Below are 26,268 nucleotides of genomic sequence, written 5' to 3'. Positions count from 1 at the left end.
GGAGCGAGGGTATGATTTCCGACGAACGTCTGCAGCAATTGACCGACCGCTATGACTATCTGGGCCATGCGCTTGGCACACCAGACAAATTCTCGAACGAAGAGTTTGTGAAGCTGAGCCGCGAGTATGCGGACCTGGGGCCTGTGATTGAAGCCGTGAATGCCCTTCAGGCGGGCCGCGAGGAAATGGCAGACCTGGCAGAAATGATCGAATCCGGTGATGACCCGGAGATGAAGGAGCTGGCGCAGGAGGAATTCCTGGCGCTCAAGGAAAAGCTGCCTGAGATGGACAGGGCGCTATCGATCCAACTGCTGCCCAAGGACGCCGCTGATGAGAAATCAGCGATTCTTGAGATCAGGGCCGGCACAGGGGGGGACGAAGCGGCCCTGTTTGCCGGTGACCTTTATGAAATGTACGAAAAATACGCGGCATCGCAGGGCTGGAAGATGGAAATGGTCTCTGCCTCGCCTGCCGATGTGGGTGGCTTCAAGGAAGTCATGGCCAACGTTTCCGGCAAAGGCGTGTTCGCAAAACTGAAGTTCGAATCCGGTGTGCACCGGGTGCAGCGTGTACCGGTTACTGAATCCGGCGGGCGTATCCACACTTCAGCTGCTACCGTCGCGGTGCTCCCGGAAGCGGAAGAGGTGGATATCGATATTCGCCCGGAAGACATCCGCATTGATACCATGCGGGCATCGGGCTCTGGCGGCCAGCACGTGAACACCACGGACAGTGCCGTTCGCATCACCCACCTGCCCACGGGCATCATGGTTGTGCAATCGGAAAAGTCGCAGCACAAGAACCGCGACAAGGCGATGAAAATCCTGCGTGCCCGGCTCTATGACCGCGAGCGCGAAATGGCGGCGGCCGAGCGGTCTGAGGACCGGAAAGCACAAGTTGGCTCAGGTGACCGGTCTGAACGCATCCGGACCTACAATTTCCCGCAGGGCCGCGTAACCGACCACCGGATAGGGTTGACGCTTCACAAGCTGGACCAGATTCTGGCCGGTGAAGGCCTCTCTGAGGTGATCGACGCCTTGATCAGCGAAGACCAGGCGGCCAAACTGTCAGCAATGGAAGCGGGCTATTGAGCACAGCAGGCACCCTTCAGCAGCTGATACAGGCGGCTGAGGCCAAGCTGGTGGACGCCGGGATTGACACCGCCCGGTTGGACGCGGAGATCCTGCTGGCCCATGTGCTGGGTTGTCCGCGCATGGCGCTATACGGCAAGTTAGCTGACCCTGTTTCGGCAGAAGCAGCTACGGCGTTCGATTCACTTATCGACCGGCGTCAAGCGTTCGAACCTGTGGCCTACCTCACAGAAGAGCAGGAATTCTGGAGCCTTCCCTTCAAGGTGTCGCCTGACACACTGATCCCGCGCCCTGACACTGAAACGCTTGTGGAAACGGTTCTCAACCAGATGTCCGGTCGGCCTGTCCGGTCGGTTCTAGACCTGGGCACTGGCACGGGCTGTATATGCCTCAGCCTGTTGCACGAATTACCGGGCGCGCAAGGATATGCGGTAGATATCAGTGCTGGGGCACTAGCGGTGGCAAAGCATAATGCTGAGACGCTTGGCCTTCAGGAGCGCACAGCCTTCCTTGAAGGCAGTTGGTTTGAGCCGCTTGGTGGTGATCAGCGCTTTGACGTGATCGTTTCCAACCCACCCTATATCCCGTCTGCCGACATGGCGGACCTGATGCCGGACGTGCGGCTCTATGAGCCCAGTGGTGCGCTTGATGGCGGGAACGATGGCCTGGGGCCATACAGGCTGATCGCAGAACAAGCCCCTGCCTTTTTGGCACCCGGCGGCATCCTTGCGGTCGAAGTTGGCATTCATCAGGCTGATGACGTGAAGGCGCTATTTGATGCTGCCGGGTTGGTGGAAACCGGCAAGGTCAAAGACCTGGGCGGTATTGAACGCGTGGTTTGGGGTAAAAAAAAGCTGATTTTTCAGCCTTTTTCCCTTGGAATGCCAGATAAGACCCGCTAGGGTGAAGGTGTCTTGGATGGAGCGGACAAGGGCTTTTTTAGCCTACCGCCGCGGACATAATTTCCGAAAACGGTCGAATTCGATGTCGGAAGACTGGCAGGCTTGGTCTGTCTTTGATTTAATCTCTTATCACTGTTGGTAATGATTTCGCATGAAACAGAATCAGAACGCGCGGAAACAGCGCGGTAGGTCTGCACCCCGCAAAGGCGGCAAAGGTAGCAATAGCGGTCCTGGTAATCGGAGCAACGAGCCTAAGGTTCGCGGCAATCCAAAGCAGCTGCTGGAAAAATACAAGAACCAGGCACGGGAGGCCAAACAGGCTGGTGACCGGGTTCAGGCTGAATATTTCTATCAGTTCGCAGACCACTATCAGCGTGTGTTGAACGAAGTGACGGCGCGCAATGGTGGACAAAACCAACGCGACCAGAACCAGCGTGATTCAAATCAGTCTGATGATGACCAGCACGATGACAACGCACCCCAGCAGGAAGCCGAACAGGCGCCTCGCCGTGGTCGTGGTCGCCGCAAAGCCGCTGACGATCAGGCTGCACCTGCAAGCGCTGCAGAGGTTGCAGGTGATCCGGCAGTGGCTGACCAGCCGGTTGAGGTGCATCCTGATCTGGACCTGGACGGCACAGCGGTCGAGGAAAAGCCGAAACGCCGCAGGGCGCCAGCCCGTCGCCGCAGCCCCAAGGCCGATGTGGCGCCTGAAGTCGCTGCAGATGCCCCGGCTGAAGCTGGTGGAAGCCCAGAAGGCAATGAAGCCGCTTAAGGCAATTTCTGCAGAAAAGATTATGAAAGGTCGTGTCCTCCGGGGTGCGACCTTTTTTCATGCCTCCCACCCTTGCGTGAATTTGGTATAGTACCCACATGTGTATAGCAGGCGGGCTTCAAAGAAGGCGTCTGTGAGTAACCGACAGTAACCCTGCAGCTTCAAAAGAAGGGCAGGACAATCATGGGGTTAATGACACATGAATATCGAAAACTATACTGACCGCACGCGCGGTTTCATTCAAAGCGCCCAGGGGCTGGCTCTTCGTGAAGGCCACCAGCGTTTTACACCAGAACACCTTTTGAAAGTATTCCTCGACGATAAGGAAGGCCTTGCCGCGAACCTTATTCGTGCGGCTGGTGGCCGGCCAGCAGATGCCTTGAAGGGCGTTGAAGAAGCCTTGGCTAAACTTCCCAAAGTCGAGGGCTCCGGCGCCGGCCAGTTGCATCTGGACCCAGCGACTGCACAGGTATTTGCCAAAGCAGAGGAAATTGCAGAAAAGGCAGGCGACAAATATGTCACCGCCGAACGTATGCTGCTGGCGTTCCTGTTGACGCCCAAATGTGAGGCAAGCAGCATTCTGATGAAGGCTGGCCTGGCACCCGAAAAACTGAATGAAGCGATCAATACGGTCCGCAAAGGCCGGACGGCGGATACGGCGTCTGCCGAAGATGCCTATGACGCCCTCAAACGGTTCGCGCAAGACCTGACCCAGCGTGCCCGCGACGGCAAGCTGGACCCGGTAATCGGCCGCGATGAAGAAATCCGTCGCACCGTGCAGGTGCTGTCGCGCCGGACCAAGAACAACCCGGTGCTGATTGGTGAACCCGGCGTGGGTAAAACCGCCATCGCGGAGGGCCTTGCGCTGCGGATTGCCAACGGCGATGTGCCGGACAGCCTGAAGAACAAGACCATTATGGCGCTGGATATGGGGTCGCTGATTGCCGGCGCGAAATATCGCGGTGAGTTTGAGGAACGCCTGAAGGGCGTGCTGCAGGAAGTGTCAGCGGGCGAGGGCGATATTGTCCTGTTTATTGACGAGATGCACACGCTTGTGGGCGCGGGTAAAACTGATGGCGCTATGGATGCATCCAACCTCCTGAAGCCAGCCCTGGCGCGCGGTGAACTTCACTGTATTGGTGCCACCACACTCAACGAATATAAGAAGTATGTGGAAAAGGACGCGGCACTGGAACGCCGGTTCCAACCCGTTTTCGTGGGCGAACCGACGGTTGAAGACACCATCTCCATCCTGCGCGGCCTCAAGGAGAAATATGAGCTGCACCACGGCGTCCGCATCACTGATGCTGCGCTGGTGGCCGCTGCAACGCTTTCGAACCGCTATATCACAGACCGCTTCCTGCCGGACAAGGCGATTGACCTGATGGACGAGAGCGCCTCGCGCCTGCGTATGGAAACCGAATCCAAGCCTGAAGAGATCGACGAGCTGGACCGCAAGATCATCCAGCTGAAGATCGAACGGGAAGCGCTGAAGAAAGAGAAGGACGAAGGCTCCAAGACACGCCTCAAGGACCTTGAGAAAGAGCTGGCTGACCTTGAACAGCGCTCGGCTGAGCTGACAGCCCGCTGGCAGACGGAGAAAGACCGGATCGCTGGCGACAAGAACCTCAAGGAACAGCTGGACCATGCCCGGATCGAGCTGGAGCAGGCCCAGCGTCGTGGCGACTATGCCAAGGCGGGAGAACTGCAGCACAGCACCATTCCAGGGCTTGAGCAGCGCCTGGAGGAAGCCGCAGCCAGTTCAGACGAACCGGGGTCACTTCTCAGGGAAGAGGTCACTGACCAGGATATCGCGGCCGTTGTGGCGCGCTGGACTGGTGTGCCGGTCGAGAAGATGCTTGAGGGTGAGCGTGACAAGCTTCTTCGCATGGAAGACGAGCTTGGTCGCCGCGTGATCGGCCAGCGGGAAGCGCTGGAGGCTGTTTCGGCTTCGGTACGGCGTGCCCGCGCCGGCCTGCAGGATCCGAACCGGCCGCTCGGGAGCTTCCTGTTCCTTGGACCAACCGGTGTGGGCAAGACGGAGCTGACCAAGTCGCTGGCATCGTTCCTCTTTAATGACGACACTGCCATGGTGCGTATCGATATGTCCGAGTTCATGGAGAAACACTCCGTGGCCCGGTTGATCGGTGCCCCTCCGGGCTATGTCGGCTTTGAAGAAGGCGGCGTGCTGACCGAAGCAGTGCGGCGTCGGCCATACCAGGTGATTCTGTTCGACGAAATTGAGAAGGCACACCCGGATGTCTTCAACGTGCTGTTGCAGGTGCTGGATGATGGCCGCCTGACGGACGGTCAGGGGCGCACGGTGGATTTCACCAACACGCTGATCATCCTGACGTCGAACCTGGGCTCACACCTGATTGCCGACCTCAAGGACGGTGAGCCAGTTGAAAGCGTACGCAACGAGGTGATGGATGTGGTCAAGGGATCCTTCCGGCCAGAATTCATCAACCGGCTGGACGAGATCATTCTGTTCCACCGTCTGGAACGTAGCCATATGGCCGCGATCGTGGATATCCAGGTACGCCGTCTGCAGAAGCTTTTGGACGACCGCAAGATTGTGATCGATTTGTCGGATGAAGCTCGCGATTGGCTTGGTAACATGGGCTATGACCCGGTTTATGGTGCGCGGCCGCTTAAACGGACGGTGCAGAAATATCTGCAGGACCCATTGGCGGATGAAATCCTGAGGGGTGACATCAAACCGGGGGACCATGTCTCCGTCACAGCAGGCGATGGCGCACTGGTGCTGACGCAGCAGGAAAGAAAAGCCGACGCAGCATAATTCTGCGATGTTCAGAAAAGAAAAAAGCCGGGGCAGGACCCCGGCTTTTTGCATTTACCCTATAGGCCTTAAAGGCCGAAACGGTAGGTAAAGCGCAGACCGACCTGACGAGGCGTCAGGACCGTTGTCTGGAAGGACCGTACCGTTGCACCCTGCTGAATCTGATTCGAACGGCTGGTGCTCTGCACGCCTGTCTCAGCAAACTCGTTGAAGAGGTTGTCGATATAGGCCGTAACAGTCCAGTCTTCCGTGTCATAGACAACAGACGCGTTGGCAATGCCAAAGTCATCCAGCGTCAGGCCGCCACCACGGGTGCCGGTACGTGACAGGACATGGCCCTGATAGGCATAGCCGAGGTTATACCGAAGCGTGGCGCCGTTATCGAGTGGCTGATCATAGTTGGCGAACAGCGAGAACTGCGTGGTTGGAGAACCAGGCAGACGGTCGCCGGACTTGCCGTCGATAAAGATGGTCGCAAAGCCCGGGTTCGGGTTTGCAGATGTTGGCGTCGGGATTGTCCGGATCAGTGACGGTACATCGTCAGTCAGCTCGGACTTGGTGTAGCTGAAGGCACCGCGCAGGCTGAACCGGTCAGTCACACGCCAGTTACCGCTCATCTCGATACCTTTCGATTCTGCGCCGGAGGCGTTGATCGTGATCGGAATGCTTGCGTTCACCGTTGCCGAACCCAGCTGAGGGTCAGACCACTTCACGTAGAAGAGGGCCGCATTCAGCGTCAGGTCACCATCGAGCCAGGTGGTTTTGGCACCCAGTTCATAGTTGGTGGTTTTGTCGGGCGTGAAGAAACGCTCGTCAAACTCTGCCGTATTGCCATTGGCGTCATACACCTGACCTTCCGCCAGAGCACACGCGCCCTGGTTCTTGTCCGGATCAAATGCGTCACACTGGCCGATGCCGTTCGAGTTGCCGATGCGGTAGCCCTGGCTGACTGTGGCATAGACCAGCATGTCGTCATTCACTTCATAGGACGAGTTGATCTTGAAAAGCCAACCGCTGTCTTCCTGGCCGGCGTCTGGATCAGGTGCCCGATCGCCAAGTCCGTCAAAGTCAGGAATGGTGAAGCCAGGATCAAACAGCGGGAAGTCCACAGTAGAAGACGTTTCCAGCTTATATTCATAATAGCGCGCACCGACAGTTACCTGCCAGCGATCAGTGATGTCATACCCAAACTCACCGAACACAGCTTTTTCCGTCAGGTCGATCACGCTGGTAGAATAGTATTCCAGATCATCCGGGCGGTCGAAACCGGCAAATGCAGCGTAACCGGGTGTGAATTCAGCCGAGGTGCCGGTGGAGTTGAACTTGTTATAATACCCGCCGATGATCCAGTTATAGTCATGTTCGCCTTTGGAAACGAGGCGGACTTCCTGGTTGAAGAAGCTGTTTTCCTGGTCTTCACGGGTAAAGGCTGTGAAGGTTGGGAAGGTCTCATAGCTATATTCCAGGCTGATCAGAAGGTCGGTCTGGTCCCGTTGACCATTTTCCTTGTAGCCCCCGATGCCGCTTGCGGACGTAAGCTCTGCAAAACCCAGGTCGGCTGTAATCTCAAGCGCGAGGAGCTCGTTTTCGGTTTCGTTTGGTTCCAGCACACGGCTCGGGCTTTCGTACCGGTCGGTATTCAGCGGACCGCGCCAGCCACTGGTTTGGCGGCCTTCGTTGTCACTATTCTGGAAATAGTAGGTCAGCGTAGCATCAAGGCTGTCTGTCGGCTCCCAGCGTGCAGCAATACGGCCTGAAAGCGCTTCCTGGCCGTTCATATCCTCATAGCTGGTGATGTCGGCATTGGCGCCATCTGGTTCAGATACGCCAATGTCATTGACTACGTAGCCATAGTCAATGAAGCCCTTATAGTCGAGATAATCAAGCGAGCCGCGGATCGCGAAATTGTCGGAAACCGGGACGTTGATGGTGAAGCCAGTATCGGTGCTTACACCATCACCATGTTTGGTCATATAGGCGTCGCCGCGGACCTCGAATGTGGTTTCGTCAAACTTGGGTTTGTTCGGAATATACCGAATGGCGCCGCCAAGCGTGCCTGCACCATACAGGGTGCCCTGTGGCCCAAGCAGCGTTTCAACACGCTCGAGGTCATTGAGCTTGAGGTCGATGTAGATTGGAATCTCACCCAGATAGGTGGATACCGTTCCGCCATTTGCACTGGCAGAACCCTGGCCGAGTGAATCGGCGTTCAGGCCGCGGACGATCAGGCGGTTACCGTTTCGGCCGCCGCGGTCCACCACGTTGATGCCAGGCACATATGCCAGAATATCCGAAATATCCTCAAAGCCTTGTTCTTCGATCTGTGCACCACCTACGGCTGCAATGTTGATGGGAACATCCTGTACAGAGCCCGCGCGGCGGGTGGCCGTAACGATAATCTCATCGATGGAAAAGGCGTCGGCCGTGTCTTGGCTGTCTTGCGCCTGTGCGACATTTGAACCCGTAACAGCCAGCGCAAGCGCCGTTGCAGCCCCACTCAATAGCGCTACATGGCGATGCTTTTTTTGTGGGTATGTTTCATGACCCTGGATCATGAGTTTCCTCCTTGTGGATTGGTCTTCAAACCGTTTTGCAGCCCCTCTACTGCAGACAACGTGACTTTTTGGGCGGCCTTGTTGGCGTCTTTTGGTTCTGCTTATGAGACAATAGCGTGCGTCTGTACCGCAAAGAATGGTCTGAGCATTTCTATGCCCCGAAGATTATTCTTTCGTCCATGTTACCAAAAAGACACGCAAAATTGCGTCGTTCTCCACAGGAATGATACAAACTTTCGCGGCGAATGACCTGCAGAATTGCAGAGACGGCGCAGCACAAGATGCAGTTCGAACCTGCTTGCCTGCAGAATCTGCGGTGGCTATGCCGAAGTTATAGCCTGCCTGAGACTAAAGTTGGCCTAGCTGATAAGGCGCCAGGCAGGCGGCTTCGAGAAATCGGTTGCGCAGACGTTTGGCTGTTGCCTACAACGGAACAGAGACTAGTGGCATTCAAGGTCGTCAGGTTGAATAGAACGGGATCCGCGGGGAATATTGTCTTGAACGAAGCGCTGAAGAAAGTCGTGGCTAAACAGTATCAGGAGGCCCACAACCTGAGCATGGAAATGATCCGACAGGATGTAAAGGACCCACGCCCCTATCACGCCCTTGGCCTGCTCGCGCTCGATCACCGGAACTTTGTCAAAGCCGTCGAGCTGTGTGAACGCGCGACAATGTTGTCGCCTAGTGAGGCCGTTTATTGGGCGGCTTATGCCCAGGTCCTGTCGGTTGTTGGCCGCCAGAACGATGCACGGGAGGCCGCCGAGAAAGCCGCCGCACTGCCGGTAAATGATCCCATGACTGCGGATATCATTGCGGTCGTATTCAGTCGGGCAGGCTTTCATGAACGGGCAGTGCCCTTTTTCAGGCAGGCGATCAGCCTGAACCCGGGGCCTGCCAACTTCCACTATAATCTGGCATCATCGCTGCAGTTCGCCGGGCGTTTCGAGGAAGCGGAAGAGGCCTATAAGGAGACACTTGCCCGCGACGCGGAATTTTTCAAGGCGCACTCGGGGCTGGTGGCGCTCAAGAAGCAGACATCTGGGGATAACCGCCTTGACGAGTTGCTGCCGATGTTTGACCGGCTCGCAGGCGATGCCGATGCAGCACTGCATCTGGGCCACGCCATTGCCAAAACCTATGAAGACTTGGGCGAGTATGACGAAAGCCTGGTGTGGCTTAAGCGGGCCAAGGCACAAAACCGCGAACGCTACCCCACCGATGAAGCCGAACAGGCGGACATGTTCAAGGCCGCTGTGGAAACGGCAGGATTTGATGCGGCGGGTGCGGCGGATGGCGCCCCGATTTTTGTTGTTGGGTTGCCGCGCACAGGCACCACGCTGGTGGACCGTATCCTGTCTACCCACCCTGATGTGGTGTCTGCCGGTGAGTTGAATGTATTCGCGGGCCTTGTGAAGGCAAAGGCGGGAAGCAGCAGCAATATGGTGCTGGACGCAGAGACGCTGAGAATGGTCGAGGGTGCTGACCTGGCTGAAATTGGCAATCATTACATGGCCGCAACCAAAGTGCTGGCACGTGGGGCCGAGCGGTTCGTCGACAAGATGCCGCTGAATTTCTTTTATGCCGCGCTGATCCTCAAGGCACTGCCGAATGCCCGTATTGTGGCGCTCAGGCGCGGCGCGATGGATAGCTGCCTGAGTAATTATAGGCAGCTGTTTTCCACCCAATTCTCTTATTATAACTACACTTACGACCTTGAGAGCACAGCGCAATTCTATCGCGGGTTTGATGGGCTGATGGCGCAGTGGCGCGACCTGCTGCCTGCAGACCGCTTCATGGAAATCCGCTATGAGGATATCGTCTTTGATCAGGAAGCCCAGACCCGGCGTTTGCTGGATTTCTGCGGTCTGGATTGGTTCGAAGGGTGTCTTCGGTTCCATGAAAATGCGGCCCCGGTTTCGACGGCCAGTTCCGTGCAGGTCAGACAGCCGCTCTATTCCGGCTCCATTGGCCGTTGGAAGCGATACAGTGACGAAGGCCTTGAACCACTCACACGGGCGCTGCGAGACCTGGCCCAGGATTAGGGACAAAAAAAGCCGGGGCAGGACCCCGGCTTTTCTCTGATTCTCTACTCGCTTACTTACCGAAGCATTTATCGCTTGAGAGCCAGTCAAGCAGCTCGGTGTAGAACTGTTTCTTGTGCTCGTGCGTGAAGCGGTTGGAGAAGTGGTCCAGGCCTTCCATTTCAGTGTATTTGTAGTCCTTGCCGTATTTCTTCAGTTCGTCAACAAACTGACGGCTGTGGATCACAGGGACCCGTTCATCAATCGCACCATGAACGACAAAGATTGGAATATTCACCTTCTCAACCTGTTTCTGAGGTGAAACTCCCTTGATGGTAGGGCGTTGCAGTTCCTTCAAAAACGGGTTGTTGTGAAGACCGGCGTTCAGGAGCTCCAGGTTGCTAACACCCGCGCCTGCAACTGCACACTGATAGATGTTGTCATCACGCATGGAGGCTGCGAAGGCTGCGTAACCGCCATAGCTCCAGCCAAACATCGCCAGCTCGTCCTTGGTGGAAAGGCCGTTTTCAACCAGATACATGGCAGCGTCATCCAGGTCGTCCTGCATCTTCAGGCCCCAGTTTTCGTCGCCGGCTTTCCAGTGATCGAGGCCATAGCCGGTGGAGCCGCGATAGTTAGGCTGGATCACAACATAACCGCGGCTGGCGAGCAATTGGGACCACTCATCATAGCCGCCGGTCTCGCGCACCCATGGGCCGCCGTGAGGCAGCACGATGCCAGGATGTGGGCCGTCGCCCTTCGGCACCGTCAGGTAAGCATAGATGGTGCGTCCGTCCCGGGCCTTGTAGCGGATATATTTTTTCTCTGCGAGGTTGCTCTTGTCCAGCAGCGGATAGGTATCACCGATCTTGATCAGCTCCGCCTTGTTCTTCAACAGATAATATGTGCCTGGGGTCGTATCGGACGAAACATAAACCATGATCATGTTGTCGTCGTCGGACCGGCTGTAGAGCGACACATCATCTTCCGGAAACAGCGCCTGTACGGCGTCATGCAGCGCTTTCTCTGCCGGATCGGTATAGAAGCGCTTGTATTCTCCGGAGTCGTATGTGTAGCCCAAAAGCTTGCCCAGGTTATGGGGCTGGCTGCCGGTGATGATGCCGCCTGCATCAACTGACTTGAGGCCGAACAGACGCTCTGACAACTGTTTGGTTTCAAGGTTGTATGTGTAGATGCCAGACTTGTCTTCGCCGTTATTGGCGCGGATATACATCTCATTCGGGTTTTCCACCGAGAAGCCGAGTAGGTCGAAATCTTCCCGGGTCTCGGCATCAGGTGTGATCGTCTTGATCAGCTCCCAGTCATCATCACCCTTGAGGCGCGCATAATATTTGATGGAACCGGATTCGACCTCAAAACCGGTGCCGCCACGAATATCGCCATCGACATCATTGGTGAAGCCGCTGATTTTAGTGCTGCCACGAATAACTGTGCGCGTGCGACCATTATTCACATTGTAACGAACCACATCAGGGATGCGGTTTTCGTTAGCGTCCATTTCCAGGAGGATCTCATCCTTGTCGCTCCTGAACCAGGACATAAGACTGCTGCCCTCAGGCAGTTCCAGCCAGTTACCTTTGCCATCGGCATCAACAATGGCTCGCTGGAAGCGATAGTAGCTTCCCAAGCGGTTCGGTCGCTCTTTCTGGACGCGGAACGTCATGTAAAGACGATCACTATTGGCCCAACCTGCGGCTTGCATCTGCATTTTGTCGGAGCCTAGCCTGACAGGTTCTTTGTCCATGCGGCGGGTATCATAGATATCCACGATATAGTTGCCAGCAGCTGATGTGGCACGCAGCACAGCAAGCTTCTTCCCATCCGGTGAAACACGCGCGTCCTGAATCATTGGCAACATGGTAAAAGCCTCAAGCGGAATCTGGTCTTCTTCTTCCGCGAAGGCTGGTGTGCTCGGCGCAGCTGTCATCGACAGCACAGCAGCCATAGCAAAACCGAGTTTCTTAAACATTGAATCTCACCCCAATCATTTCCCAAGGTCGAGGCCACAGGGCGCCAGCCTACCGGGCCTCAGGTGAAAATGGCTCCAGGAGACAGTCTCCCGGAGCCACAATCTAACTTAGCCCACATGGATGGGCTAAGAGTTTTCTTAGAATGTCGCGCCTACGCTCATGAAGACAGAGCGGCCAATTACGTCATGACCGATGCCGATTGGAACGTTGCGAATGCTGAATACGCCGTCTGCATCCACGCGAGGTGGCTTGGCATTGAAGACGTTCTCAACACCTACGTTCACGCGGTATTTACCGTTGTTCCAACCGATGGACATGTTGTGACGCATATAGTTGTCGGTGTAGTAAACCGGACGACAGCCAACACCCAGGCCATCACAAGGAATGGCAGTTGTGTCGAAGTCTTCTGGGTTGTCGTTTTCACCGCCCTGAATCCAACGCGCATCCCAGTTGAATGCGAAATCATCGTATTCAAGGGTCAGCAGGCCGCGGGCACGCCAGTGTGGAGAGCCAGGCTCACCAGCAAAGTCGTCGAGGTCGCCGAACAGCTCGAATTCGTTTTCGCGCTGGTTGGTTGCACGCAGGTCGAAGGATACGCCAAGCGTTTTGCTGCCAACTTCAAAGTCCTGCTGATAGTACAGGTTGAAGTCGAAGCCTTTGGACGTGTAGCGACCAGCGTTCACGAAGGAGGTATCCAGGAGATCAATGAACCCATCGCTGTCACGCGTGATACGGCTACAGAAACCGCTGGTCGCGTTTGGCTCATCCGGGTTGTCGTAACAACGATTCACGATAAAGCCCCGGGTTGGTTCTTCGATACTGCCAGTGATCTCGATGTCGAAGTAAGTCACAGCAAGGCGCAGGTCGAAGTTGTCGAACCAAGGCTGGTCGAGAACAACACCAACAGTCTTACTGGTGCTTTCTTCTTCCGTCAGGTCAAGAGCACCACCAGTGATGATTTCTACAGAGTAGGAACCAAACGTTGCAGGGTTCAGGCCCAGCGTCGTTGGGTCCACGCCGTCTGCGCGACATGCATCAAGCACGCGGTCGAGGCGAGTATCATCAGCTGCATTGTAGATCTGTGGATCGCCAGGCTGGCCGCCTGGAGCGTTTGCACGAGCGGCTTCAGGAACAACACATGGGTCAGAAACCGAGTTAAAGCCCGTTGTACCGTTCAGGAAGTGCTCACGCAGGTTTGGTGCACGGTAAGACGTACCGTAGCTGCCGCGGAAGGTCAGATATTCCACCGGACGGTACACACCCTTGACGGAGTATGTAGACGCAGGAGAATAGTAGCTCTCGTCAGTCCAGCGAGCAGATGCGTCAATCGACAGCTCTTCGGCGAATGGCAGGCCCTGCAACAGGTCCAGGTGTGTCTCTGCATAGAATTCGTGCAGGTCACGCGAGCCATCAGCACCGCTGTCAGCAAACCAACCAAAGAGAAGGCCATCTGCAGCTACGTCGTTCGGGTTGGACGCGATGGTGTCGCGGCGGAATTCATAGCCGAACACGATTGGAACAACAGTGTCGTTCCATGGCAGGCGGAACAGGTCACCCGTCAGGAATGCACTAGCCATTGTCTGCTTGACGATCGTCTCAGAGTAACGCTCAACCATCAGGAAGTCAGCTTCAGCGTCAGTGAACGTACCACCACCTTCTTGGAAGATGTTGTCACCGAACAGGTTCACAGGAACACAGCCGTTGGACGTATCGTTACAAACCGGATTGCCATTAGCGTCACGCGTCGCGTCCAGAGACTGCTCAAGACGAGGGTTGCTGATACCAAACCGGCTGTTGGAGCCTTTTGAGTAGCTGTAGGAGCCGTAAGCGTCGTAGGACCAGTTACCCTGACCAAAGTTATCAAGCGCACTGATGTTACCGCGTACACCACCAACCAGACGGTACTGGTAGAGGTCGAAGTTTGCTGTATCACGGTCACCGCGAATGTTCACGATTGGCGTCACGGAAGTTGGGCCAATCGGGAAGCCGATAACGCCAAGACAGTCAACACCGTCTACACCACATGGGTTGTACGGGTTGTCTGCGCCTACAGTTGGGAACAACTGGTAGCCAGCCGCGAAGCTGCTGTCGTCACGCTGGGAATACAGGCCTTCGAAGTAGAAGGTCGTATCGTTCTCGTCCTGCAGGTTATAGTCAGCAGTACCCATGATTGTCACACGCTGAGACGGTGAGATAAACTGGGATTGCTGCGCATATTCAGAACGATCGAACGCGTAGAACGGGTCCTGGAAGTCGAAGTCCTTGAGGCCATCGCCATCCCAGTCAACGATGGCGTAGCCATTGTCGTCCGTCAGGTCGCCGTTGGCGTTGCTGTCAGCAGCTACCCAGTGTGGGAAGAAGCCAGCGAAGCCAGTTACAGACGATTCAGAGAAGTTTGGAATACCGTCCGATACACCAGGAATACCGGTGTTGGAGAAACCAGGCGTATAGTACACGCTGCCCCAGAAAATCGGAATGGACATACGGTTGGTCAGCGGGAAGATGTTGCAGTCAACGATGCCGCGGGACTCTGGGCCCAATGTGCGGTCGCCTTGGTAACGGTTCCCTTGCGCGTCTTCATACTCGTAGCCTTCGCAATCGCCCATGTATGGGTTTTCGCCAACTGTCTGCGCCTTACGGTCGTAGAATTCAGCACCAATCATGAAGCTTGCGCGGTCAGTTTTCGTGCCCCACAGAACGGAAGCCGTCAACTCTTCAGCGCCGCCCGCGAACGGAACCTGGTAAGAAGCGTCAACTTCGAAGCCTTCAACGTCCTGACGCAGCTTGATGTTCACCACGCCTGCGATTGCATCGGAACCATAAATGGTCGAAGCACCGTCAAGCAGGATGTCATACTGGTCAACCATGATACTTGGGATCAGGTTCAGGTCAGGCGATGTTGGAGCACCACCGATACCGGCAGGCGCCAGGCGACGACCATTCAGAACAACAAGCGTACGCTCTGGGTCAAGACCACGCAGACCAATCTGCTGGGAACCCGGACCGTTGTCGATCACGAAACCACCGAAGGTGTTATCGATTTGCAGACCAGAAGTTTGAACAGTTGACTGCAGAACGTCTGCAGCACTGATCAGACCAATTTCACGGGATTTTTGACCCGAGATGATCTGGATTGGGGAAGCGCTGGTGAATTCGCTGCGGCGGATACGGGACCCCGTAACAACCACTTCAACCAGTTCATCCTCAAATACACACTCGCCGTCATCACCAATGACTTGGTCGGCGGCGCATTGTGGACCGGAACCTGCCGTGTCCTGTGCCATTGCGCCGGGCGTGCCCATCATGCCCGCAGTCGCAATAAGCAGTGAAGCCGTGCTGAATGCCAGCCGGTTCTTCAATAGCTCTGTGCTATTCATAAGTTACTCCTCCCAGAGATAAGTAGCGCCTGCCAGCCCCGACAGGCGCCCCTGACCTTTTGTTTAGGCCCCTAAAGTGTCGGCCCCCTCATTGGGAGTAAAGCCAAAGATTAACAAGAGATTAATTATGAAAACTAACTGTGACAAAAATGTAACTTTTGAAACTAACTGGGGCTAAACTTAAGGCCAATCATGGTTTTATTGTACCAAAGACATTATATCGCGGACTGTAGATTTTCGTTCTCAAACGGCTTTAGGAAGGCTAAAGAAATGGCAAGAGGAGGCCTTTTTTGAGTAACGCGCAACTGCAAAATCTTCTACAACAAGGCGGGCAGGCCTTCAGTCAGGGAAACTTGGCCACGGCCGAGCAATGTTGCCGTGCGATCCTCGCTCAGGTTGCCTCAGAACCCAATGCCCTGCACTTGTTGGGTTTGATTCGGCGGCGCCAAGGGCGGTTTGCCGAAGCAGAGCAACAACTGAGGAAGGCACTGGGTATCCAGCCTGCGAACGCGCAAATGCTTAACAATCTGGGCAACCTGTTGCGCGATATGAACCGGCCTCAGGAGGCTGTTGGTGCCTATGAAAAGGCGGCCGGGGTCCAGGCGGGGTTTGCCGAACCATTCTTTAACATGGGCCTTGCGTATCAAAGCATGGATCATCACCAGGAGGCCATTGCCGCGCTTGAAAAGGCACGGGCGATAATGCCCAGCGATCCTCGTTTCGCGAACGCCATGGGCATTTCTTTCAAGGAAACTGATCAACTGGAAAGGGCTGTTGAGGCCTATGCTCAGGCTCTGAATGTGAAGCCCGATTATTACCGTGCCCTCCATAATATGGGGGTGGCGCTCAGGATGCAGGACCGGCAGGCTGAAGCGCTCGATTATTATATGCGGGCCATGGAAATTGAGCCACGGGTCGCAGAGCTCAGGTATAATCTGGCCAACGCTCTGTATGAGCTTGGCCGCTATGACGAAGCAGACGAACAATACCGCACGGCCATCGCCCTCAAGCCCGATTTCCTGGACGCCCACGAGACCTTGAACCAGATGTACTGGGAACATGGCAAGCGCGATCTGTTCGCCAAATCCTATCAGATTGGCATCAAGAACGCGCCCAAGTCGCCTGAGCTACGGGAGGCCTATATCAAGTCCCTTGAGCTTGCAGGCAACCAGGAAGCGGCGGAAGCTGTGGTCGATGAGGCCTTGTCGGACCTTGGTGGAGACGCGGGGCTGTTCCGCCGGAAAGCCCGCCTCCTGGCGGCCAAGGGCGATGTGGATGCAAGTGTCGATTATTTCGCAAAGGCAGTGAATGCGAACCCTGAGCATCAGCCTATCCGCATGGATTTCTCTCGGCTCCTGATCCAAAAAGGTGATTATGAAAGCGCACTGGGCCACCTGGAAGCCGCTGAGGCCTTGAACCCGTTTGACCAGGAAATGTGGTGCTACCGGGGTCTGTGCTGGCGCTTTCTGGGTGACAAACGGGAGGCATGGCTGAATGATTATGATGCCTTCGTCCGGCCGCAGCGGATTGATACGCCGGATGGGTACGGGTCGCTTGATGAATTCCTCGAAGAGTTGGGCCAAACGGTAACGGACATGCATGTCACGCAGGTGCGGCCGCTTGAACAGACCTTGCGCGGCGGCACCCAGACTCACGGGCGCTTGTTCTTCCGCCCGGTTCCGATCGTCCAGACACTCAGGCAGCAGCTTGAGATATGCATTACCCGATATATTGATGCCTTACCTGATGATGCGGATCATCCTCTTCTCGGGCGCAAAAGCAGGACTTTCCGGTTCGCAGGGTCCTGGTCGGTGCGCCTGACCAAAGACGGTTTTCACGTCAACCACGTGCACCCGGCAGGGTGGATCAGCTCCGCCTTTTATGTACAGGTGCCGGATAGCGTAAGAGACACTGATGAAGCCCATGAAGGCTGGATCAAATTCGGTGAAAGCGGCCTTTCCCTTGGTGAAGGCCGAGAAGAGATCAAAAAGATCATCAAGCCGGAACCTGGCTTGCTGGCACTGTTCCCATCCTATGTCTGGCATGGCACAGTGCCCTTCACCGATGACGGTGTGCGCATGACGACGCCGTTCGATGTGGTGCCTACTTAAAGCCTACTTGTAGCGGAACCAGCCGGTGATGGCATATCGCTGTTTGGTGGCATAGTTGGCCACATAGCTGACAGCATGATTTTGCGGCACGGTAAAGATGTTGAGCGCGTTGAAGCGGGGCAGGAAAGCCTCTTCGATGTCCCAGTCCTTGTCGTAAAACTGCAGGTAGCCGCCAAAATCCGGGTCCCAGTCTCGGGTGAAATTCAGCACAAAGGCGGCCACCCGAAATTCTTCTGTCACGTTATCGGTATGGAACTTGAGGAACTGGCCGGGGCCGTACCGTGTCGCCTGGGCATCGCCTTTGATAATCTCGGGCCGTCCTGTCAGCGTTCGCATGAAGGCCAGGACTTCTTCTGAATTGATAAATTCCAGAACCCGATCCAGGAGGGGCACCTGGCCCCACCCGTTCATATAGGCATCCAGAATAGGATAGCAGTTGTAGGCATACTGAAATCCTGTGCGCGCCCGGTCATAAAGTTCTTTCAGGAGCTTCTGCTGGTCTGGCGCCGACATCTTCTGCATTTCTTCAGCGCGCAGGAACTGGGATTCGCCGTTGTTGTAGGCAAAGCCCCATGGCACCTGTGTCTCCAGACATGTAGCAATTTTGTTGGCACTGACTTCAGACAGGATGTTGGGAATATGAAGGCGCCTCTTGCTGGCATATTCCTTGGCCAGATCGTCCACGTTCAATTGGCTGTTCAGCGAAAAGTCCGACATATCCACTCTTTTCCCTTTGTGGTGACTACAGGTCTTTTAACTTATGGCGACCCATTGTAAAAGGCGAAGGCTGGCTTGCCGACGACTTTCCTGGCGACAAAAGGAAGCAGGCGGCATTGGGCGACTTGGGCAGGGGAGATTCTTTTGACGATTGATCAGCTACTTGACCAGGCTGAGGGGTGCCACAGAGCCGGTCGGCTTGATGATGCTGTCGCCCTATACCAAAAAGCATTGATGACCTCCCCGGGGCATGCTGACGCGGAATATGGTCTGGGCACTGTGTTGATGCGGCAAAACAAAGGCGATGAAGCGCTGGGTCATCTGACGAGCGCGGTGACGCAGCTACCCAACGTGCCTGAATTTCAGTTCAATCTTGCACTTTGCCTGGTCAAGGTTGGGCGCATTGAGGACGCCAAATCAGCACTGCTGAGGGCAGCCGCACTTGCCGGAAACAATATCTATTTCCTGATTCCCATCTGTACCAAAATGGTTGAACTGGGGCTGGCCGGGCAGGCCTATAACTGCCTGGTCCGAACAGGCGATCAAAGTCCGAAAGTCCGAATTCTCAAGGCAAAGGCCCTGGGCGCAGCCGGTAACTGGCGCGGTGCCGCCAGGGCTCTTACAGCCCTGGCAGATGAAAACCCCGATGACCCTGTAGTGTGGTTTGAGCACGCAAAGGCTGCCAGCTTCCTGCGTAATTATGATGCGGCTTTGGCGTCCTTCAGAACCTACATGACCAAGAAGGAGCCATCTGCGGAGGACTATCTGAGCCTTGCGGACCTGTTGCTGACTGCGCGTCAACCAGAAGCTGCCCGGGCTGAGCTTGAGAAAGCTGTTGAGGGCGGTATTGACCGGGCGGAAGCGCACCACCTGGCGGCCAAATGCGCGCGCCTTGAGGGTGATAAAGCGGGTGTCCGGAAGTTTTCCGATTTGGCGATTGAGCGCCGACCCACGTTTGGGCACGCCTGGCAGTTGAAGTTTGAAGTTTCGGCCAAAGATGAGCTGGCGGAGCTCGCCGAGACATGTACCCGCCTGGTTGACGCCGATGGCGCGACGGAATGGGACCGGATCATGCTGGATCTGACAGCCGGCCGTGCGTTCGAGAAGCTTGAACAGTTCAGTGATGCATTCAGTGCATTTGAACGCGGCAATTTGAAACATAAAGCCCTACTGGCGAAGCGTAATTCTGCCTACGATAAAGATGCTATTGTCGTGGAACATGACAAGATTATCGGGCATTTCCCGACCGGCGGCGATTACGCTGTGGCGCCAGAGTCGGACGGCCATAGGCCGATCTTTATTCTTGGCATGCCACGGTCCGGTACGACGCTGGTTGAGAAAATACTTGCCTGCCTCAACGGCGTCGAGGCAGGCGGTGAAAATGAGGCACTAGAGTTTGTTGCGGCCCAATATTATTGGGACTTGGCGCAGGGTCGAGCTGCATGTCCGACAGACCTGGAACCCGAACAGTTGGCGGCATTAGCCGAATCCTATTGGCAAAAAACAGTGCACAGTCAGCCTGTTGTAACAGACAAGATGCCTCACAATTTCCGCCATGTAGGCTTGGCCTGCCAGATGTTTCCGGACGCGCGTGTAATCTATATGCGCCGCGACCCGAGGGACGTCTGCCTGTCCATATTCAGCCGCCCTTTCGCGGATGCCCACAGGTATTCCGTTGACCTGGATTGGCTGGCCCATTTCTATGCTGAGAACATGCGCCTGAAAGACCATTGGAAATCCGTATTTCCGGCTCAAGTCTTGGAAGTTGTCTACGAAGACCTGGTGGATGACCCGCTTGCCCATACACAGGCCATCGCCGAATTTTGTGGCCTGGAATGGCATGAGGGCTGCCTTGAGTTTCATAAGCAGCAGGGGACCAGTTTCACCTTCAGTGAGCTACAGGTCAGGAAGCCCTTGAACAAGGAAGGTATCGGACGCTGGCGGTCGTATGAGGCCCAGCTTGCCCCCCTGGAGAAGGCGCTGGAGGCCTATGGGGTGTTTTTCTGATGGTGGCGAAGGAGACAGCCTGGACAACCTACTGGCATGCCGCCAACCGATTGGACAGCTGTATTGTTCGTCCAGGTCAGCAAGAAGGCGATCAAAAGGCGATCTTTGGATTTTGGCGTGAATTTGTGAAGGGTTGTCCATCCGGTGGACGGTTGCTGGACCTTGCGACTGGGAATGGTGCGGTCGCTTTGCGTCTTGTTCAGGCCGCTGCTGACCTTGGCAAGGACGTCACGGTGAATGCCGTCGATCTGGCGGATATCCGGCCTGAATCTTATTTGACAGAATATAGTGATTTCGCGAACCTGATCGCGTTCCGTGGGGGTGTTGACATTTGCGCTCTGCCGTTCGGTGATCAGTGTTTCGATGGTGCCGTGTCCCAGTTCGGCTTTGAATATGCACCGGCTACGTCGGCAGTTGCCGAACTTGCACGCGTGCTTCGATCAGGGGCGCCATTCCAGTTGCTGGTCCATCATAAAGAGGGTGCCTTGGTTGCGCCGAATGTCGCCCAGATCGCTGAAATCGAAACGCTTTTGGGGTCAGGTGGGTTGGTTGATTGCATCCAGCAGCTGTTGGCGGGCACTTCATCAATGGATGCATTGGAAGGCGAAGGACGGCGCCTGCTTAGCGAAAATAATAATCAACTCCCGCGAATTACGGCCGAGATTTTTGCTGCAGTCAGGCAACTTCTGACACGACAGGACCTTGACCTCGCCATCCGCATTCAGGGTGCAGCTGACATGCGCCACCGACTTGAGGCAGAGCAGGAACGCATGCGTCAGCTCGGTCATGCTGCTTTGTCCGGGGACGAAGCTGATAGCCTTTGCAGGCTAATGACAGACACAGGGCTACATGATGTGGCCGTACAGCCGTTTCATGTCGGTTCCGACCAGGCGCTCCTTGGATGGCAGGTCACAGGGCGACGCTAGCCCACTCATTTCAGAAATTCAGAGATTGCTGAAGCCATGGCACTGAGTGTGCTGGGTCAATTGATGCGTTTGCCTTTGGGCAAAAAGAAAGCGGCGGGCAATGCCCGCCGCTCCCGTGTTCTGATTAAGCCGTTGGCTTAGAAGCGCACACGTGCACCCAGGAACAGACGCGTACCGATTGCGTCGTAAGTCTCTGGGAAGGTGTTTGCTTGCTCTTGGCTGTCACCAACAAACGTAGGCTTGTTGTTGAAGATGTTGCGAGCACCACCGTACATCTGCAGATTCTCGTTCACGTCGTACGTGAAGGACAGATCGAAGTAGTTCTCTGCACCCAGCGTTGGAACTGGCAGATCAGAAGCGGAAAGGCCGCCATTCTTGATCTGGTCGTCTTCAACGCTGTCGAGCCAACGCCAGTTCAGCGAGAGCTGAAGTGGGCCGTTCGTCATCGTCGTACGCAGGTTGAAGCGGTACTTCGGATCAGGCTCGCCACAAGTGTTACCAAACGTGCCTTCACAGTCGTTCACTGTACCTACGAACAGGTCAGGTGTTACTTCGTTGTTGATTACGTGCGTACCAACGAAGTTGAAGTCCAGTGAGGAACCACCTTCGAAGAAGCCGAAGTCAACGTCCATGCCGTAAGACATCTGAAGGTCAACACCAGCAGTCTTCACCTGACCGATGTTTGCGTTACCGGCAAATACGGTGTCAACGTCACCATTGGAACGACGCGTGATTGCTTGACAGTAGATCGAGCTCAGGTCTTGAACATTGTTGTAACAGATGTCCAGGATGTTGTTAACGCCGCCACCAAGGGTGGAGATAGCGTCATCGATCGTGATGTCATAGTAGTCAACGGTCATTGTGAAGCCAGGCAGAGCCTCAGGCGTGATCACAGCACCGAAGGTGTAGGTGTCAGCGCTTTCCTCGAAGAGGTCAGGGTTACCACCGAAGATACCTTCGATCTGAGTGTTGGCCTGAGTAAACTGACCAGTGAGGCCCGCTGGAACGCCAGTTGCTTCACAGAGTGAAACGAGTGCCGCGTTGCCCGCAACAGCGTCTGGGTTCGCATCGGAACAAGGGTCAACTGCACCAGGGAAGCCGTTTGCGTTACCTTGGAACAGCTCGAGTACGTTAGGAGCACGTACAGCGCGCTGATACTGACCACGCAGGCTGATGTCAGCAATCGGTGCCCAAGTCAGACCAGCAGCGTAGGACCATACGGAACCAGCTGTAGAGTAGTCTGCGTAACGAGCAGCAAGGCTGGCTTCGAGGTTTTCAGCCATTGGCGCGCCGGTGATGAGTGGCAGAGCCATCTCAGCGAACACTTCGTATGTGTCAAAGCCACCTACAGTTGGCTCACCAGCGTTGAAGCCGAGAACGTCACCGGATGCCAGGAAGGTATCAGGCGTGAACGCGGAATCGTCTTTACGGTATTCAACACCGATCGCGAGGCCAACTTCACCAGCACCAGTCCAGTCACCGAGCGTACCGGAAACGATACCCTGAAGGTTCTGGGTTTCGATTTCAGTTACGTTGGTTGCGGAAATGTTGATGAAGCCAATAGCTTCCTGGCTGATGTTGCCAGCACCAAAGACGTTCAGTGGAGCACAGCCAGCAGAATCATCCTGACAAGCTGTACCGTCGTCAGTTACGAGAACTGCCTGACGGAAACGGGAGTCAGATACGTCGTTTTTCAGGAACTGGAAGTTGTCTACGCGAGCGTAAGAGTAGCTCACATCGTAGGACCAGCCATCACCGATTTCGCCGTCGAAACCAACGAGAACGCGGAAGGCGTCACGGGTGTCGAGAGCCTGACGAGGACCGTTTTCAACCATACGACGGCCGATGAATGGCAGGAATGCGTTATCGTCACCATCTACAATGCCGTCACCATTGGTGTCGGTGCGGATGCCATCAAGGGCAGTCTGTACGTCAGAAGCGAAGAATGGGCTGTCTGGGTTAACTTCCAGTGTACCCAGGAACGCAGGCGTAGGAGCCAGCTCTTGTGGCACTTTGTTAGATACGAACGTAGCTTCCGTGTACATACGAACGCTGTCGTTGATCTGATAGTGTGCCATTGCAGACGCCATCCAGCGCTCTTGTGGGAGCTGCAGGAAGTTGTCTGGTGCGTAGTTGAAGCGGTCAGCTGCAGTAAATGGTGCACCAGAACCGTCTGGGTTGAAGCGACCAAGGTTGTCACCGTTTGGCAGAGTTGGGCCACCGAATACGCGGGTGCCAGGGATACCGGAAGAACCACCAGCTACCAGGCCGTCGCCAATACCGAACTCGTCTTGAGCGTCGGTGTTGGAGAGATCATCACCCAGTGCAAAAGTGGAGAACTTGCGGTCACCTTGCATGAGTGACTTACGCTTAGCGTAGTTCACAAACAGGGTAGCGTTACCGCGACCATCTGCGAAGTTACCACCCATTGTAGCGTCGATGTTGTACTTCTCAGCATCGCCGTGGATTGTGGTGTCGTACTGACCGGAAACTTCCAGACCTTCGTAATCGTCTTTCATCACGAAGTTAACAACACCTGCCATAGCGTCGGAACCGTAAACAGCGGATGCACCACCGGTCACAACTTCCACACGCTCGATCAGCGTGGATGGGATGGTGTTCAGGTCAACCGTACCAGACTGACGAGACTGGAGGTAACGGCGACCGTTAACCAGAACCAGGGTACGGAAAGAACCGAGACCACGAAGGTCAACAGTTGCAGTACCATCACCTGGGTTGTTGGAGGAGCCACCAAAGCCTGGGATCGTTTGTGGCAGAGTAGCAAGTACCTGCTCAACGTTCTGTGCACCAGTCAGTTGGAATTCTTCAGCACCAACAGTAGAAATTGGGGAAGGAGCCGTCAGGTCGCGACGTACGATGCGCGAACCGGTTACGGTTACTTCTTCCAGGTCCATATCAAAATCGGAGTCTGCATCTTGTGCAGAAGCACCGGTTACGCCTGCGCCCAGCGCGAAGCTGGCGAGCAGTGTCGCGGCGCTGCCCATAAGGGCGGAGCGGCGCAATTTCATGAGTTCCTTAGACACTCTGCGTTTCCTCTTCTGTATTATTGCTTTCCAAGCACTCGGAATATGCGGAAATTACTTTCCGCTCATATCCTGTAGCCAGAATCTGTCCCCGCATGACAGAAAAGTTTAATCTTCCGGTTAGGTGAACTTTGGGATTAGCAGATTGGTGTGTCATTTGCGCCACAGACATAAACCATGGTTATATCAAGTCGCCGGAACCTCGCTGTAGCTGTATTTTAGGTGGTTTAAACCCTCTGTGGTTGATGGATTTTAGTTTAGAGCGAAAGTTTTTCTGCGGGTATTGGTTTTAGGAGAAACTATTTCTCTTTGAGCCCGCGCGGAATGCGTGTCTGCTGACAATGGCGCCCCTTGGTTCCGGGTCTTTGGTTTCTTACGGCGGGCTGGCACCTGAAGCTCTTGAATTTGTGACATTTTACCTGACGCGGAGCATGCCTAGGCGTCTTCAGGCTATTCGGCTGCGCTGAGATCAGGAGCGTCCGGGCGGGTGTTGTGGAAATGTGCTGAGGTCGGTCAAGCGGGCCGATGCAGCGGGCAAAGTCTTCCGAGTTATCTCTCAAGGCAATGGGAGGGCTGAAAGGTGGTCCATCTGGGGTTTTGTGGCCTTGTTGCAACAGCCTGAGCGTGCCTCCATAATCCTGTATCGCCTTTCAGGCAGGCTGGGGCCTGACTGAATTTTTGCGGGCCAGCGATTGGTTGAATTTGGGGAGCTGCCCTTAGTTGGCGCGTTTGACCCGGAAGGTTCGGCGTGTCAGCTCGAAGGTCAACAAGTAACCGCCAAAGGCTGTCTTATTAATATGCACCGCCATGCCTTCTTTGACCGGGCCAGTTCTGCCGCCATCGACGATCTGCCAGACCATACCGTTTTCGAGCACCAGGTATTTGCCGCCAACCCGCGGCTCGATCACGCGTTTGATTGCGCTTTCGACCCGGTCAACGGTGCGGACCTCTGCGTCAGCCCTGCCGAACTCTTCCGTCCGCTGTGCAGCCAGCTCTGCCTCGCGGCGTTTCTCCGCTTCGGCCAGCTTGCGCTTCTCTTCTTTGAGTGTTTTCGCTTCGGCACGCAGGCGCTTGGCCTCGTTGAGGCTGGCGGTGGCTTTCTCGAAGTCAAATCCGGCCGCTGCTTTGTCGAAGCAAGCTAGCCGTTTGGCGTCGTCTTTAATGGATGCACACTTCTTGAAGTTGTCGAGCGTCGGTGTGTCGTCTGCTGTAACTGGACCGATTGATACGCACAGCGCAAGTCCGGTGGATGCCAGTAGAGTAGCGGCGATCCTGTTCATTAGAAGTCCCCCTTGAAGTTTCCTGCCCAATATATCTGTGGTGGGCTTGCCGTTTATCTGTCGGCTGTATTTGTCATGCCTGCCACGCCATCCGAATCAGGTGATGGGTTCACCGTGTCGGCAGAGGCCGTTTGCAATATCTGTTGCTGCATCAGGATTTTGTCAATATCTGCTACAAGCGCTGCCTGGGCGTGCTGGAAGGTAGCCAGTTGCTCCTTCTCCAGAACCCGTCCAGTTGGCAGTTTCAGGGTAAGCGGGTTGGCGTGCCGGCCGTTAACCAACACTTCATAATGGAGGTGTGCAGCCGTTACCCGGCCCGTAGCGCCGGCATAGCCGATGATCTGTCCCTGCTTCACCCGGACTCCGGCCTTGATGCCTCTGCCGTATTTGCTCAGGTGAGCATAGGCCGTCTGATAGGTGCTGTTATGGCGGATGCGGATATAGTTGCCATACCCGCCATAGCGGCTGGCCCGTTCCACCACACCATCACCAGCGGCCATGATGGGCGTCCCGGTGCGAGCCCGGAAGTCGACACCGGTATGCTGCCGCGTGTAGCCAAGTACCGGGTGCTTGCGTTTGCCGTAGCTTGACGTCACGACGGTGACATCCAGCGGTGTCTTCATCAGGGCCTTGCGGGTACTGTGGCCGTTGGCATCGAAATAGTCACCCCG

The 26,268-nt window shown here is 55.5% G+C and carries 15 protein-coding genes (1 of these 15 only partly in view); 8 read left to right on the top strand and 7 right to left on the bottom strand.

The genetic code is table 11. The features are described 5' to 3' along the window. Positions 1 to 11: 11 nt before the first annotated feature. The 4 genes from prfA (at position 12) to clpB (ending at position 5,568) form a co-directional block, all read left to right on the top strand. Positions 12 to 1,091 (top strand): peptide chain release factor 1, encoded by a 1,080-nt coding sequence (prfA, locus tag KORLAC_RS15040; protein ID WP_068307913.1) that lies wholly within the window; start codon positions 12 to 14, stop codon positions 1,089 to 1,091. Next, positions 1,088 to 1,993, top strand: a complete 906-nt coding sequence (gene prmC / locus KORLAC_RS15035; RefSeq protein ID WP_068307911.1) for a peptide chain release factor N(5)-glutamine methyltransferase — start codon at positions 1,088 to 1,090, stop codon at positions 1,991 to 1,993. Before prfA ends, prmC begins: the two co-directional genes overlap by 4 nt. Positions 1,994 to 2,144: 151 nt before the next feature. Then, positions 2,145 to 2,765 (top strand): DUF4167 domain-containing protein, encoded by a 621-nt coding sequence (locus KORLAC_RS15030; protein WP_068307909.1) that lies wholly within the window; start codon positions 2,145 to 2,147, stop codon positions 2,763 to 2,765. A gap of 199 nt (positions 2,766 to 2,964) precedes the next feature. Next, complete coding sequence (gene clpB / locus KORLAC_RS15025) at positions 2,965 to 5,568, top strand: ATP-dependent chaperone ClpB (protein WP_068307906.1); 2,604 nt, start codon at positions 2,965 to 2,967, stop codon at positions 5,566 to 5,568. Positions 5,569 to 5,636: 68 nt separating this feature from the next. On the opposite strand, the gene KORLAC_RS15020 is transcribed toward clpB, so the two are convergent. Further along, complete coding sequence (locus KORLAC_RS15020; RefSeq protein WP_068307904.1) at positions 5,637 to 8,123, bottom strand: TonB-dependent receptor; 2,487 nt, start codon at positions 8,121 to 8,123, stop codon at positions 5,637 to 5,639. A gap of 497 nt (positions 8,124 to 8,620) precedes the next feature. Between KORLAC_RS15020 and KORLAC_RS15015 the strand changes: the two genes are divergently transcribed. Continuing rightward, entirely contained in the window at positions 8,621 to 10,165 is a 1,545-nt protein-coding gene (locus KORLAC_RS15015; protein WP_206594984.1) for a tetratricopeptide repeat-containing sulfotransferase family protein, read from the top strand. A gap of 52 nt (positions 10,166 to 10,217) precedes the next feature. On the opposite strand, the gene KORLAC_RS15010 is transcribed toward KORLAC_RS15015, so the two are convergent. Both KORLAC_RS15010 and KORLAC_RS15005 read right to left on the bottom strand, forming a co-directional pair. Further along, positions 10,218 to 12,134: an alpha/beta hydrolase family protein gene (locus tag KORLAC_RS15010; RefSeq protein ID WP_068307902.1), complete on the bottom strand. Its 1,917-nt coding sequence runs from the start codon at positions 12,132 to 12,134 to the stop codon at positions 10,218 to 10,220. Between the two features lie 138 nt (positions 12,135 to 12,272). After that, complete coding sequence (locus KORLAC_RS15005; RefSeq protein WP_068307899.1) at positions 12,273 to 15,512, bottom strand: TonB-dependent receptor domain-containing protein; 3,240 nt, start codon at positions 15,510 to 15,512, stop codon at positions 12,273 to 12,275. A 290-nt stretch (positions 15,513 to 15,802) separates the two neighbouring features. Here KORLAC_RS15005 and KORLAC_RS15000 point away from each other — a divergent pair, with 290 nt between their 5' ends. Beyond that, positions 15,803 to 17,623: a tetratricopeptide repeat protein gene (locus KORLAC_RS15000; RefSeq protein ID WP_074519263.1), complete on the top strand. Its 1,821-nt coding sequence runs from the start codon at positions 15,803 to 15,805 to the stop codon at positions 17,621 to 17,623. 3 nt (positions 17,624 to 17,626) lie between these two features. Here the strand turns inward: KORLAC_RS15000 and KORLAC_RS14995 are convergent, their stop codons facing one another. Beyond that, positions 17,627 to 18,340 carry a 2OG-Fe(II) oxygenase gene (locus KORLAC_RS14995; protein WP_068307894.1) on the bottom strand — a complete coding sequence of 238 codons (714 nt, stop codon included), beginning with the start codon at positions 18,338 to 18,340 and terminating at the stop codon, positions 17,627 to 17,629. A gap of 144 nt (positions 18,341 to 18,484) precedes the next feature. On the opposite strand from KORLAC_RS14995, the gene KORLAC_RS14990 reads away from it, so the two are divergent. Further along, entirely contained in the window at positions 18,485 to 20,347 is a 1,863-nt protein-coding gene (locus tag KORLAC_RS14990; RefSeq protein ID WP_068307892.1) for a tetratricopeptide repeat-containing sulfotransferase family protein, read from the top strand. Beyond that, positions 20,347 to 21,273 (top strand): class I SAM-dependent methyltransferase, encoded by a 927-nt coding sequence (locus KORLAC_RS14985; RefSeq protein ID WP_068307890.1) that lies wholly within the window; start codon positions 20,347 to 20,349, stop codon positions 21,271 to 21,273. The genes KORLAC_RS14990 and KORLAC_RS14985 overlap by 1 nt, the downstream gene beginning before the upstream one ends. Positions 21,274 to 21,410: 137 nt before the next feature. Here KORLAC_RS14985 and KORLAC_RS14980 read toward each other — a convergent pair whose 3' ends face one another. The 3 genes from KORLAC_RS14980 to KORLAC_RS14970 form a co-directional block, all read right to left on the bottom strand. Then, the gene (locus tag KORLAC_RS14980) at positions 21,411 to 24,317 is read right to left on the bottom strand and encodes a TonB-dependent receptor plug domain-containing protein (RefSeq protein WP_206594983.1); all 2,907 of its coding nucleotides are present in this window, start codon (positions 24,315 to 24,317) and stop codon (positions 21,411 to 21,413) included. Between the two features lie 716 nt (positions 24,318 to 25,033). Further along, positions 25,034 to 25,597, bottom strand: a complete 564-nt coding sequence (locus tag KORLAC_RS14975; RefSeq protein WP_068307885.1) for an SPFH domain-containing protein — start codon at positions 25,595 to 25,597, stop codon at positions 25,034 to 25,036. Positions 25,598 to 25,650: 53 nt separating this feature from the next. Further along, positions 25,651 to 26,268, bottom strand: the end of a protein-coding gene (locus KORLAC_RS14970) for a M23 family metallopeptidase (protein ID WP_160328646.1). The gene runs 780 nt beyond the window's last position; the window shows 618 of its 1,398 coding nt (coding positions 781-1,398); its start codon lies off the right edge, out of view; it ends in the stop codon at positions 25,651 to 25,653.

The organism is Kordiimonas lacus (assembly GCF_001550055.1).
GTDB lineage: Bacteria > Pseudomonadota > Alphaproteobacteria > Sphingomonadales > Kordiimonadaceae > Kordiimonas > Kordiimonas lacus.
This window is presented reverse-complemented; position numbering and strand designations above follow the sequence as displayed.

Coding starts and splice junctions, on each gene's coding strand:
- prfA (WP_068307913.1), top strand. CDS start 12: ATGATTTCCGACGAACGTCTGCAGCAATTGACCGACCGCTATGACTAT.
- KORLAC_RS15030 (WP_068307909.1), top strand. CDS start 2,145: ATGAAACAGAATCAGAACGCGCGGAAACAGCGCGGTAGGTCTGCACCC.
- clpB (WP_068307906.1), top strand. CDS start 2,965: ATGAATATCGAAAACTATACTGACCGCACGCGCGGTTTCATTCAAAGC.
- KORLAC_RS15020 (WP_068307904.1), bottom strand. CDS start 8,123: ATGATCCAGGGTCATGAAACATACCCACAAAAAAAGCATCGCCATGTA.
- KORLAC_RS15010 (WP_068307902.1), bottom strand. CDS start 12,134: ATGTTTAAGAAACTCGGTTTTGCTATGGCTGCTGTGCTGTCGATGACA.
- KORLAC_RS15005 (WP_068307899.1), bottom strand. CDS start 15,512: ATGAATAGCACAGAGCTATTGAAGAACCGGCTGGCATTCAGCACGGCT.
- KORLAC_RS14995 (WP_068307894.1), bottom strand. CDS start 18,340: ATGTCGGACTTTTCGCTGAACAGCCAATTGAACGTGGACGATCTGGCC.
- KORLAC_RS14985 (WP_068307890.1), top strand. CDS start 20,347: ATGGTGGCGAAGGAGACAGCCTGGACAACCTACTGGCATGCCGCCAAC.
- KORLAC_RS14975 (WP_068307885.1), bottom strand. CDS start 25,597: ATGAACAGGATCGCCGCTACTCTACTGGCATCCACCGGACTTGCGCTG.